Raw genomic sequence first — 12,350 nt, forward strand, 5'->3', positions numbered from 1 at the left:
GTTCGAGCAGGAGTGGTGCCTTAGAAGCATCACGTCGGAGAGGGCAGCGATTGCTGTCCTCTCTTTTTTCTTGCGCAATGGGGGAAAACAGGATTTTCCCAAAACATGACCACACCAGATTATGAGATTGAAAAAGCCGCTCTTGCGCAGGGATATCTGCGGATTGCCGGTGTCGATGAGGTTGGCCGAGGTCCGCTGGCCGGTCCTGTTGTGGCGGCGGCGGTGGTCCTGAACCCCGCGGAAATTCCCCAAGGTCTGAACGATTCAAAGAAACTCTCGGCCAAGCGCCGGGCCGCATTGGATACTGCCCTGCGTGGCTGCGCCGAATTCGCGGTGGCCGAGGCTTCGGTGGCCGAGATTGATGAGCACAACATCTTGCGTGCCTCGCATCTGGCAATGGAGCGCGCGGTGGCGGCGCTGGATCCCCCCCCTGATTATCTGTTGATCGACGGAAATATGATTCCGCGCGGACTGGCCATTCCGGCACAGGCAGTGGTCAAAGGCGATGCCCATTCCGTGTCGATCGCCGCAGCTTCGATCCTTGCCAAAAACTGGCGCGATCAACTGATGGTGGATTTGGCGCAACAGCATCCGGGATACGGCTGGGAGACAAATGCCGGTTATCCGTCAAAACAACACAAGGATGCGCTGCGAAATCTTGGTGTGACCCCTCACCATAGAGTTTCGTTCAAGCCCGTCCACAATATGTTGTATCAAGAGTAAATCGTAAGCCGCTGATTCAAAAAAGAAATTGACGGCGAATCGTCTTTGACTCATCCTTGTCTCAACCAAATGAGCGCATAAGCGCCGTGGAACTTGAGGCAGCGATATGACAACGACCACCAAAAAGGGCGCGACAGCGCTCCCTGTAAACACGATTCTATCCGGGGACTGCATCGAAGTGATGAACAGTCTGCCCGAGGCATCGGTTGACCTGATTTTTGCCGATCCCCCATATAACCTGCAGTTGAAAGGGCAACTGCACCGCCCCGATAACAGCCAAGTGGATGCAGTCGATGATCACTGGGACCAGTTTTCCAGCTTTGGCGTCTACGACCAGTTCACGCGGGAATGGCTGAAGGCGGCCCATCGTCTGCTGAAGCCCAATGGCGCGATCTGGGTGATTGGATCGTATCACAACATTTTCCGCGTTGGGTCTGCGTTGCAGGATGCTGGGTATTGGATCCTCAACGATGTAGTTTGGCGCAAATCGAACCCGATGCCGAATTTCCGTGGCAAGCGGTTCACCAATGCGCATGAGACAATGATCTGGGCCTCCAAGCGTGAAGGGGCGAAATACACCTTCAACTATGAGGCACTGAAAGCGTTGAACGAAGGCGTCCAGATGCGCAGCGACTGGGTGCTGCCGATCTGCACTGGCCATGAACGGCTCAAGGATGAAAACGGCGACAAGGCGCATCCGACGCAGAAACCAGAATCATTGCTGCACCGCGTGCTGGTTGGATCAACCAATCCGGGTGACGTTATTCTGGACCCGTTCTTTGGCACCGGGACTACGGGGGCCGTGGCCAAGATGCTGGGTCGCGAATTCATCGGGATCGAGCGCGAAGAAAGTTATCGCAAAGTGGCCGAAAAGCGCATCGCGAAAGTGCGTAAATTCGACCGCGAGGCGCTGGAGGTCAGCGCCAGCAAACGCGCCGAGCCACGCGTGCCCTTTGGCCAGTTGGTCGAACGCGGCATGCTACGCCCGGGCGAGGAACTCTATTCCATGAACCAGCGTCACAAGGCCAAGGTCCGCGCCGATGGCACGCTTGTGGGGCAAAACATCAAGGGTTCGATCCATCAGGTCGGTGCCCATCTTGAGAATGCGCCCTCGTGCAATGGCTGGACTTACTGGTGCTTCAAGCGCGACGGCAAAACCGTGCCGATCGACGTCTTGCGTCAGCAAATCCGGTCCGAGATGCACAACTGATTTCACCAATACCGCCGGTGCCTGTGGCCTGACACAAGGCACTAAGCCTTGCCCCGCCGATCAACGGCGGGGTCTTTTGTTTCTTTCCCTGATGAGTTCCGATATGAGCCTAATGAAGCAATCGGCGCAGTGTAGGAGCTTTCGCAATGTCGGACACAGCAGCCAGCGAACCTCGGGCTAGGCGGTTCTTTTTCACCCGTCCGAACGAAGTAGAAATCGAGAATAAATACACCGAAGCTGCGCTGGAACGGCACAAGCGCGAGGGGCTGGAGCTTGCTGTCCGGGCCCGCTGGATCGCAATGGGTCTGACTGGCCTTTTGCTGATATACCTGAACCCGCATTGGGAGGTCCTTTGGTATCATTTCATCCTTTTGCTGATTTGCGCAAATGGTTGGATGATCCGACGGGCAGGCCGTGTGGGGCAATCTCGGACAGAGTTGCTACTAATCTTTGTTGACCTTTTGATTATGACTTTGGGGATGATCATTCCCAACCCGTTCAGCGATGATGTGCGCCCATTGGCAATGCAATTCCGGTTTGACAACTTTCAGTATTTCTTCGTCATTCTTGCAGCAGGAACCATGGCCTATTCCTGGCGCACGGTGATTGCCATAGGCACATGGACTGCAATAATCTGGACTACCGGATGGGTGATTGCCTGGTGGGTTGCGTTTCCGATTCCCGGCATAAGTGAGAAAGTGGCCGAGGCCTTGCAGGGGTATCCGGATGTAGCCGAGATGTTGGATCCAAACAGCTTTGAGGTTCACGACCGAATACAGCAAGTGATTGTGTTCCTGATGGTGGCGGTGACGCTGGGCGTGTCGATGCGGCGACTCAATCATTTGCTGATGACCAATGCTGGGTTGGAACGGGAACGAGCGAACCTGTCGCGATATTTCTCACCAAATGTGGTGGAGGAACTGAGCCAAAATGATGATCCGCTCAAACAGGTGCGAAAAGAGAATGTCGCAGTGCTCTTCATCGATATTGTGGGGTTCACCAAATATGCGGCGGGTCGTGATCCTTATGACGTGATCGAGGTGCTGCGTGGATTTCACGCCAGGATGGAGGCCGAAGTGTTCCGCCATCATGGGACATTGGACAAGTACTTGGGCGATGGTCTTATGGCAACTTTCGGAACCCCGGTGACGACACCGTTGGATGCGACCAACGCGGTATCCTGCGCGCGCGGCATGGTGACTGTGATTGACCGGTGGAACATAGAACGTAGACGTGCCGGAGAGCCCGAGATTCATGTTGGCATCGGTGTCCATTATGGCTCGGTTGTTCTGGGGGATATTGGCGCCAACCGTCTGGAATTTGCTGTGATCGGTGATGCGGTAAATGTCGCTGCGAAACTTGAGGCAATGACCCGCGAGCTGCAGGCCCGGATCGTGCTGAGTGATGCGGTGCGCCTGCAGCTTGAGCAGGAAGGGAGCAGTGCCTCCGAACTGACAGCCGAATTTACCGAAAACAAGGGCCACCCTGTGCGCGGTGTTGAATACCCGATGGATATCTGGGTGATGTAGCTCATGGCTCTCTCGTCGATGGATCACGCATCAAAGACGCAGGGCCAGTCGTTGGGCCGGGCAGCGCGCCGAGGCGCGCTGCGGTCAGGACCCTGGCATCGGGTTTTGTGACTTGTTGTAGGGTTGCCAGTCTGTGACTTCGGGGTAGTACCGGCGGCGCCAATCCCGCACACGGGGGTTCATGACACGCCGCCAGAGCGGTGGGATCATCGCGGCGATCGTCATCACTGGGTATCCGTAGGGCAGTTGCGGTGCGGTGTTCTGATCGTGATGTTGAAGCAGTGGAAATCGACGGTTGGGTTTGTAGTGATGGTCCGAGTGGCGCTGTAGATTGATCAGCAGCCAGTTCGACGCTTTTTGCGACGCGTTCCACGAATGACAGGGCAGGACGTGTTCGTACTTCCCCTGGCCCAGATATTTTCGGGTCAGCCCGTAATGTTCGACATAGTTCACCAGTTCAAGCTGCCAGATGGCGACGCCGGCCTGAATCAGAAACAGGACAAGGCCGGACCATCCGCCAATCAAACCTGCCAACGCCAGCAAGCCGCCCTGTAATATCCAATAACGCCAGAACGGGTTTGTGCGGTCCGTCCAGGGGCGGTCCTTGCGCGCCAGTTTCTCGCGCTCAGCATGAAAGGCGGAGGCCAGACATTGCCACAGAACACGCGGATAGAAGCGATGAAAGCCTTCGTTGTACCGTGCTGTTACCGGATCGCGCGGGGTTCCGACATAGCGGTGGTGAACCAGCAAATGTTCGGACCGGAAGTGCGAGTACAAGACCATGGCCAGTAGGATGTCGCCAAGCCCGCGCTCCAGCCGGCCCTTCTGGTGCATCAGTTCGTGGCTGTAGTTGATTCCAATCGTTCCCGAGATCACACCCATGCCAAAGAACAGGCCGATCTTTTCTGGTGAAGACAGGTGAGAGCTGTGCGTCACATACCAAAGCAGCCCGTAAAGGGTCAGGAACTGTACCGGAACCCAGGCTTTGGTCAGCAGGATATACCAGCGCAACATGCTGTCCGGCGTCTCTGGGTCCGCATTTTCGAGGTCGAGCCCGGTGAGCTGATCCAGCGCGGCAAATATCCACCATGTTGAAAGCGGCACCAGCAAGACCCACCAGCCACCCACAAAGGCCGTGGCCCAAATCAATGGAATCAGCAAAAACGAGACCCAGAATGGAAGGGTGGATTGCCAGCGAGTCAATGTTTCAGATGCGATCATCAAAAGCTCCGGTCGACGCGGGACAGACTATCCGTAGGTCGTGTTTCAGCATAATGTGTTACTGGTTGCGCCAGAGGTCAAATGCCTTGCGCATGACCGTCGGAAGATCGCTGGGCCGAAAGGCATGTTTATCAAGCAAGATCATGTCCTCCGGTGCCGCACCGGGCGGTAAAGAGGTTGCCCAAACCTGCAGGATCAGGTGGAAATGCGTGAACGTGTGGCGCACTTCGCCCGGTAGAACGCGCCAGTCCGCCGCAAACGGCGCGGTGTCAGACGGCGCATCGGACCATTCGGATCCCGGCCATCCCAGCATACCGCCCAAAAGCCCTTTGTCTGGGCGGCGTTCAAGCAACATCGCCCCGTCCGCTGTCTGGGTGATGTAGACATGGCCATAACGTGTGGGTTTTGGCTTTTTCGGTGTTTTGCGGGGCAGATCGGCCTGGGTACCCGCAGCGTGGGAGCGGCAACGCGTGCGCATTGGACATATCCCGCATGCCGGGGATCTTGGGGTGCAGACAGTCGCACCCAGATCCATCACGGCCTGTGCATAGTCGCCCGGACGCACCGCTGGGGTCAATGCAGCTGCACGTTGCTTGAGCTGTGGTTTTGACCCCGGCAGCGGATCGTGAATGTCGTATAGGCGGGCCATGACACGTTCGACATTGCCGTCCAACACGGTTTCCGGACGATCAAAGGCAATGGCTGCAATCGCGGCGGCTGTATACGGGCCTATGCCCGGCAGGTTCAGCAGCTCATCGTGTGAGTCGGGAAAACAGCCATCATGGCTTTCAACCACAACGCGCGCGCATTTCAGCAGATTGCGGGCGCGGGCATAATATCCCAGACCGGCCCATTCCCCCATGACCTGCTCGTCAGGCGCTGCGGCCAGTGATTCAACTGTCGGCCACCGAGATGTGAACCGCAGGAAATAGTCGCGCACCGCTGCCACAGTTGTCTGCTGTAGCATGATTTCGGACAGCCAAACCCGATAGGGGTCAGGACGCATTCCGGAAGACCTATCGGCAGGACCGATGCGCCATGGCATTTCACGGGCATTGCGGTCGTACCAGGCCAGCAACTCATCGCTGAAGTCAATTTCGTGGGTGTCACGCAAGTTTTACATATCTCCTTGTCGGGTTTCGCTGGCGCCCGGTGTTCTGCCCTTTACAATAGAGAGACAGGAGTTGGAAACCAGATGCAGCCCAGACGTTCTTCGACACGCGGCTTTAAACGTACTGCGACATTGCTGAACGGCCAGATCAGGCGCGCCGGGGAAAGCCGGGGATTCGCCGTTTCACGCCTGTTGACCCATTGGGCCGAGATCGTCGGACAGGATGTGGCCTCGATCGCGCGGCCGGTTAACGTAGGCTATGGCAAGGGCGGTATGGGGGCCACGCTGACGGTGCTGACCACCGGCCCGCAGGCGCCGATGCTGGAAATGCAGAAGGAACAGCTGCGCGGTAAGGTGAATGCGGTCTATGGCTATAATGCGATTAGTCGGGTGCGCATCACCCAGACGGCTCCTACAGGATTTGCCGAGGGGCAGGCCAGCTTCGACCACAAGCCGAAACAGGTGAAACCCACAATCGAACCAGAAATTGCAGCCGAGGCAGACCGGGCTGCGCAGGGCGTCCATGATGGCGATCTGCGTACAGCCCTTGAACGTCTGGGCCGTAACGTTTTATCCAAGCAAAAACGCTGAGAAAGGGCTGATTCATGAGCCGTATTGCAATCGGAATCTGCGCGGCTGTCGCCATAGCCGCAGGTGGCTATTGGCTGTCGCTGTCAAATTCCTCTCCGTCCAACCCGCTGGTCAGCAGCGCCGAGGCACAACAGGCCGATCTGGACACTTCGACCATCATCGAAATGGTGCAAGGGTCCGCGGACGCGCCCGTCGAGATCATCGAATATGCATCCTATACCTGTCCGCATTGCGCGAGTTTTCATCAGGGGCCGCTGAAGAAAATCAAAAAAGACTACATCGACACCGGCAAGGTCAAGTTTACCTACCGCGAAGTGTATTTTGACAAATACGGACTTTGGGCCTCGATGGTCGCGCGCTGCGGCGGCCCCGAGAAGTTCTTCGGCATCTCCGACTTGATCTACAAGGATCAGGCTGAATGGACCCGTGCCGGTGGACCTGCGGAGATCGTGGATGAACTGCGCAAGATCGGACGTTTAGCTGGGATCACCAATGACCAGCTTGATGCTTGCCTGCAGGACGGAAATCGTGCGCAGACCTTGGTGGCCTGGTATCAGGAGAACGCAGAACGCGACGACATCAGAGCAACCCCATCCTTTATTGTGAACGGCAAGAAGGTCGACAATCAGTCTTACGAAGAATTCAAAAAGCTGATCGACGCCGAACTGGGCAGCTAAATCCAAATACGACCGGCCTGTCAGGGTCGGTCGCCTTCAGGGCGAAGGCGCGACCTGCAGTAGCAACTGTTTGACCCGGTCGCCCTCGTCCATATTCAGCCGGACGGGCAGGGTGATGACTTTGCTGCGAAAGGCGGCTGGCAGGCGGACCGCATCTTTTTCCGTCGTGACCATCTGAGCGCCGAGCAGGCGCGCTTCATTCTCTAGCCGTGTCATCAAGGCCGGTGTCAGGGGCTGGTGATCGTCCAGCGCCTCGGCCCGCAGCAGGGTGGTGCCCTGTTGGCGCAATGTGGCAAAGAACTTTTCCGGATGACCAATTCCTGCAAAGGCGAGAACCGGCGTGCCCGTCCAATCCATTCCGGTCTGCAGCGGTTCGACCGCACCGGTCGCATGTGGAACCGTCAGATTTCCCCCCCAGCGGGCGGCGAACTGTGTCTGCGCGTCTGAGCCGCCCAGCGACAACACCAGATCGGCCCGTTGCAATCCGACATCAACAGGCTCGCGTAATGGACCCGCAGGCAGGCACAATCCGTTGCCGAAACCACGTACGGCATCCACTACGATGACCGAAAAATCTTTGGCAACCGAGGGGTTCTGAAACCCGTCATCCAACAGGATTACCGTTGCCCCGGCCTGGGCAGCGGCTTTTGCGCCCGCGGCGCGGTCCTTGGCCACCCAGACATCCGCAAATGCGGCCAGCAGCAGCGGTTCATCCCCGACTTCTGCCGCCGTATGTTTGCCAGGATCGACGCGCACAGGTCCTGTCAGTGCGCCGCCGTGGCCTCGGGTGACAACATGGGTCTGATGCCACGCGTCCCGCAGCTGTTCGATCATCCAGATCACGGTTGGTGTTTTGCCGGTCCCGCCTGCATTCAGGTTTCCAATGCAGATAACGGGGACGCCTGGGTTGAAACCTGTTTCCGAGGCCAGCCTGCGGGCTGTCGCCGCCGCATAAACCCGTCCCAACGGGGACAGCAGCCGGGCCCTGAGGTCCAACTGATCCGGAGCGGTGTTCCAAAAGTCAGGTGCCCGCATCGTCGGTGCTCCGTTCGTCCAGATAGTCCTGTACCAGTTCGATCAGCTGATCTGATTGCGGCGCGCCGTCGGTCACGATCTGCCAGCCTGCCAAAGCCATATCCGCCGCGCGGTCAGGCGCAAGTAGCTCTACCACGGCATCCCCAAGTTCGGTTGCGGTTCGGACCGTTAAAGCGGCGCCTGCCTGGTCCAGCTGATCGTAGGCTGTCTGATGCTGGTCAACATGTGGGCCATGTATGACAGCCGATCCCAGGGCGGTCGCACCAAACGGATCCTGTCCCCCGTCGCCCCGTTCGAGCGAGTTGCCGATAAAGGACACTGCCGAAACACGGTACCACAAGCCCAAAACCTCTGGGTCCGAGGACAAGACGACCTGTGTGGTATCTTCAATCATGCCGCCATCGTCCCAGTTGATGCAGCGCAAGTCCATGGCTTCGAGCCGCCGGTGCAGTGGGGCGGCTTCCTGTATGTCGGCGACATGCAGGATTAAGGTCAACCGGGGCAGCATCCGCATGGCCTGACGGTGGGCGCTGAGGACCGAGATGAACTCTTTATCCTTCACCCAGGCCGCGAGCCATATGGGTCTGCTTGAAAAGGCGTGATTGGTTTCGATCAGTTCGTCTTCGGGCCACGGAGAAGGGTTCGGACTTATCAGCAGAGGAGGCGCCTCGCTGACCTTGGTGAAGGCGATTCCCAATTTGCGGATCTGCCGGGCCGTTTCGTTGCTGGTAGCCAGAATTCGTTGAAAGCAATCGAGAGTGTACCTGCTGATATCGGGCAGCCACCGGGTCCCACGCGCGGTGTTCAGGTCGATTTCAGCTTCGATCAGGATCAACGGCACTTCGCGCTCGTGGGCACGGGTAATCACATTGGGCATCAGCCCGCCGCCAACCCAAATGCCAATATTCGGACGCCAATAGTCCAGAAACACCCGCGCGGCGCCGGTTTGTTCCGAAGGTAGGTTCACAAGAATGTATTTCGCGCAGTCCCACTGACTCAGGTCCGCTTCGGGTGGGGCCGACAGGACAACCGACAGGCCCGGGCGCGACTGCAGCAGCCTGTGGCAGAAATCCATCATCGCGCGAAGGCGACCCGGATTGGCGATGTGAATCCAGATCAGATCTCCTGATGGTCGGGGCACATAGGGTTGGTCCCCGTTGCCGGGTACGCCCCACGAAAGCACGCGATAGGCCGCCAGACTAAGGGATCGCGGTTTGCTCATGGCGCAATGCCCGCACTGTCTGGGTCAATCTGATCCGCCAGTTGCCGGTGCAATGGCGGGTTTGCCGCGATGACACCATTCAGGCGCGGATGTGGGTTGTTAAAGCGCAGTGGGGCGCCAAGCCGGTCCGTACATATGCCACCTGCCTCTTGGACGATCAAATCCCCTGCCGCGATGTCCCATTCCCAGCTGGGGCGCAGTGTCAACATTCCGTCAAAGCGACCCTGCCCGACCAATGCCAACCGATAGGCAAGCGACGGGCGATAGTTTCGACGGAATTGAGGAACCCGGCCCTGACACCAGTGCCGGCTGTCCAGATTGGGTTTTGCGGCCAGAATCTCGGCCGTCGTGATGTCTTGGGTGTCCGATACGACAATCGGCGCGCCGTTTAGTGTGGCCCCTTGGCCCTTGGCCGCTGCATACAACAGGTCACGTAAGGGCAGGTAAATGACCGCCGCCGTCACCTGACCATGTTCCGCCACAGCCAGGGAATGCGCCCAGGTTGAGGAACCTTCGGTGAAGCTACGGGTGCCGTCGATCGGGTCAATGATAAAAACCCGGTCCTGGGACAGGCGATGCTGGGTGTCCTCGGTCTCTTCGCTGAGCCAGCCGTAACCCGGTCGCGCAGAGGGCAAGCGCTGTTCGAGCATCGCGTTCACGGCCAGATCAGCCTCGGTTACCGGGCCTGCACCATCGGGCTTATCCCAGCGTTGTGCTTTTGCCCCGGAATACCGTGTTGCGATCTTTCCAGACTCGCGCGCGGCGTCAATCAGCAGGGGCAGGTCAGTTGCCGGCAAGTGTCATTCCCTCGATCAGCAACGATGGGACCACACGCGACAAATAGGGGCGGGCGTCATTCGCCGGAATAATCCGCAGAAGCATATCGCGCAGATTTCCGGCGATGGTGCATTCGTTGACCGGATGGGTGATCTCTCCGTTTTCGACCCAAAAGCCCGAAGCCCCACGAGAGTAATCTCCTGTATTGGGGTTGATGGTCGATCCGATCATCGACGTTACCAACAATCCTGTTCCCATATCGCGCAGCAGCTCTGCGCGGCTGTGCTCGCCCTGTGTCAGGCTCAGGTTCCAGTTGCTTGGTGACGGAGGCCCAGACACGCCCCGCGTAGCATTTCCTGTCGAGGCCATCTTGAGCTTGCGTGCGCTGGACAGGTCCAATGTCCAGCCCGTCAATACACCGTTTTCGATGATCGCCCGGCGTTGTGTGGGCAAGCCTTCGGCATCAAAGGGGCGCGACCCGGACATGCGCGGGCGATGTGGGTCTTCGATCAGCGAAAGATATTCCGGCAGAACCTGCTGTCCAAGACAATCCGACAACCAGGACGAGCCGCGCGCGATGGAGATACCGTTGCTGGCGCCCAGAAGATGCCCGATCAACGAAGATGAAATCCGTTCATCGAACAGAACCGGATAGACGCCTGTTGCAGGCTTGCGCGCGCCGACCTGTGCCACAGCACGTTCGCCTGCGTTTCGGCCAATCTCGTCCGGGCTGCGCAAATCACTTTGGAATGTGCGGCTGTCGCCGTCATAATCGCGCTCCATCCCGGTGCCCTGGCCCGAGATTGCCACGCAGGAGGTCGACCGGCTGCTGCGCTCATACCCGCCGGAAAAGCCGTTGGTTGCGGCCAGATGCACGCGGTGGGTGCCATAGGCAGCTGCGGCATCCGACACTTGAGTGACACCGTCGACCGTAAGCGCCGCGGATTCTGCTGCCAAAGCGTCCTGCAATAGGTCTTCGGCTGTAGGTTCGGGCGCAGGATCGCGCAGTTCCAGCGCTTGAATATCCCAATCCCGGATCAGCTGAGCCTCATCCGCCAGACCGGTAAACGGGTCTTCGGGCGCTTCGCGGGCCATGGCAACGGCGCGTTCGGCCATGGCCGTCAGGGTTTCGGGGCGGCTGTCGGAACTTGAGACGATGGCCTGACGCTTGCCCAGAAACACCCGCAGCCCCAGATCGGTGCCCTCGGACCGCTCGGCGGCCTCAAGCGCGCCAGAGCGTACCTCTACCGAGACCGAAGACCCGTCCAGCACGATGGCATCCGCAGCCTCGGCCCCGGCCTTTCGGGCGGCATCCAGCAGGTGTTGGCTGATCTCTTCGGGTGTGCGCGTCATGTGGCCTCCGGTCTTGTTTCTTTGGACCTATCGTCCGCCCGTCCGTCCCGCAAGACCTGCGGTCATTTTCGGGGGTTTGCAGAAAGGCCAGAAAGGCGAATTTCGCATGTGGCTGCAATAATTCCGCTGTTTTGTCCGTAGCCGTAGGTTAGTAGTTGATCCAACTGGATGAGAATGAGACGACTGGGCAGGAAGAACGGGCAGGCCACAACATGCAGAACAATCTATCGCTGCGCGGGGTTGCGATCCCCGATGATCCGCAGATCATTACGCCTAAGGTCAAGCGTTCAATCCTGGCCGAGCGTTACGAAAAAGACGAAGTGACCGGTCTGCCGAAATTCATCGACGCGAAGGATCGCGTGGTAGAGCTGGGCGCTGGGATCGGCTTCATCTCATCCTATCTGGTGACGCAACTTGGTGTACGCCACGCAATGTGCATCGAGGCGAACCCGACGCTGTGTGAATTCATCGGCCGTGTCCACAAGGCAAATGACATTGCGAATGTCGAGGTGGTGAACGCGGTTGCCCTCGGCGATACACGGGTTCCCGGAACCGCCCGATTTTACATACGCGAACCGTTCTGGTCCTCATCTCTGGACCCTGATCCGGACTATGTCAGAGAGGTCAGCGTGCCGGAACGTCCTCTGTCAGAAATTCTGCGGGACTTTGAAGCCAACGTGCTGATCGTCGATATCGAAGGGGGCGAGAAGTTTCTGTTCGACGGGGTCGATCTTGTGAATGTCCAGAAAGTCTATCTTGAGGTCCACACCCGTAAGATCGGATTGCATGGGATCAAGGCTTGTTTCGATCATCTTTCGGCACTTGGGTTTGCCTACGATCAACGTGTCAGCAGCGGTGGGTCGGTGCTGTTCCGGCGTGTTCGCCGGCGCTCGTCGTAAAA

At 58.3% G+C, this 12,350-nt stretch carries 12 protein-coding genes; 6 read left to right on the top strand and 6 right to left on the bottom strand.

Annotation, left to right across the window (positions count from 1 at the left end; genetic code table 11):
* Window positions 1-105 precede the first annotated feature (105 nt).
* From rnhB to AC2FLB_RS12745, 3 genes are all read left to right on the top strand, one after another.
* A complete protein-coding gene (gene rnhB, locus AC2FLB_RS12735) occupies window positions 106-723 on the top strand; it encodes a ribonuclease HII (RefSeq protein ID WP_496692538.1) in 618 nt (205 codons plus the stop codon).
* Window positions 724-829: 106 nt separating this feature from the next.
* Window positions 830-1,933 (top strand): site-specific DNA-methyltransferase, encoded by a 1,104-nt coding sequence (locus tag AC2FLB_RS12740; protein ID WP_142637139.1) that lies wholly within the window; start codon window positions 830-832, stop codon window positions 1,931-1,933.
* A gap of 146 nt (window positions 1,934-2,079) precedes the next feature.
* Window positions 2,080-3,462 carry an adenylate/guanylate cyclase domain-containing protein gene (locus AC2FLB_RS12745; RefSeq protein ID WP_496709374.1) on the top strand — a complete coding sequence of 461 codons (1,383 nt, stop codon included), beginning with the start codon at window positions 2,080-2,082 and terminating at the stop codon, window positions 3,460-3,462.
* Between the two features lie 84 nt (window positions 3,463-3,546).
* On the opposite strand, the gene AC2FLB_RS12750 is transcribed toward AC2FLB_RS12745, so the two are convergent.
* Window positions 3,547-4,683 (bottom strand): alkane 1-monooxygenase, encoded by a 1,137-nt coding sequence (locus AC2FLB_RS12750; RefSeq protein WP_496692535.1) that lies wholly within the window; start codon window positions 4,681-4,683, stop codon window positions 3,547-3,549.
* A gap of 58 nt (window positions 4,684-4,741) precedes the next feature.
* Window positions 4,742-5,797 carry an A/G-specific adenine glycosylase gene (gene mutY / locus AC2FLB_RS12755; protein WP_496709375.1) on the bottom strand — a complete coding sequence of 352 codons (1,056 nt, stop codon included), beginning with the start codon at window positions 5,795-5,797 and terminating at the stop codon, window positions 4,742-4,744.
* Window positions 5,798-5,878: 81 nt separating this feature from the next.
* Here mutY and AC2FLB_RS12760 point away from each other — a divergent pair, with 81 nt between their 5' ends.
* Together AC2FLB_RS12760 and AC2FLB_RS12765 are read left to right on the top strand one after the other, a co-directional pair.
* Window positions 5,879-6,385, top strand: coding sequence for a DUF721 domain-containing protein (locus tag AC2FLB_RS12760; RefSeq protein ID WP_496677841.1), 507 nt, complete (start codon window positions 5,879-5,881; stop codon window positions 6,383-6,385).
* A 14-nt stretch (window positions 6,386-6,399) separates the two neighbouring features.
* Window positions 6,400-7,062: a DsbA family protein gene (locus tag AC2FLB_RS12765; protein ID WP_496677840.1), complete on the top strand. Its 663-nt coding sequence runs from the start codon at window positions 6,400-6,402 to the stop codon at window positions 7,060-7,062.
* Between the two features lie 36 nt (window positions 7,063-7,098).
* On the opposite strand, the gene lpxK is transcribed toward AC2FLB_RS12765, so the two are convergent.
* The 4 genes from lpxK to AC2FLB_RS12785 are packed head-to-tail and all read right to left on the bottom strand — an operon-like array spanning window position 7,099 to window position 11,449.
* Window positions 7,099-8,097, bottom strand: a complete 999-nt coding sequence (gene lpxK / locus AC2FLB_RS12770) for a tetraacyldisaccharide 4'-kinase (RefSeq protein WP_496692533.1) — start codon at window positions 8,095-8,097, stop codon at window positions 7,099-7,101.
* Complete coding sequence (locus AC2FLB_RS12775) at window positions 8,084-9,319, bottom strand: 3-deoxy-D-manno-octulosonic acid transferase (RefSeq protein WP_496709376.1); 1,236 nt, start codon at window positions 9,317-9,319, stop codon at window positions 8,084-8,086. Before AC2FLB_RS12775 ends, lpxK begins: the two co-directional genes overlap by 14 nt.
* A complete protein-coding gene (locus AC2FLB_RS12780) occupies window positions 9,316-10,116 on the bottom strand; it encodes an inositol monophosphatase family protein (protein ID WP_496709377.1) in 801 nt (266 codons plus the stop codon). Before AC2FLB_RS12780 ends, AC2FLB_RS12775 begins: the two co-directional genes overlap by 4 nt.
* Complete coding sequence (locus AC2FLB_RS12785; protein ID WP_496709378.1) at window positions 10,103-11,449, bottom strand: TldD/PmbA family protein; 1,347 nt, start codon at window positions 11,447-11,449, stop codon at window positions 10,103-10,105. Before AC2FLB_RS12785 ends, AC2FLB_RS12780 begins: the two co-directional genes overlap by 14 nt.
* A gap of 155 nt (window positions 11,450-11,604) precedes the next feature.
* On the opposite strand from AC2FLB_RS12785, the gene AC2FLB_RS12790 reads away from it, so the two are divergent.
* On the top strand, window positions 11,605-12,348 hold the full coding sequence (locus AC2FLB_RS12790) for an FkbM family methyltransferase (protein ID WP_496709379.1): 744 nt from the start codon (window positions 11,605-11,607) through the stop codon (window positions 12,346-12,348).
* Window positions 12,349-12,350 lie beyond the last annotated feature (2 nt).

This window comes from Ruegeria sp. CDSA236 (assembly GCF_059611285.1).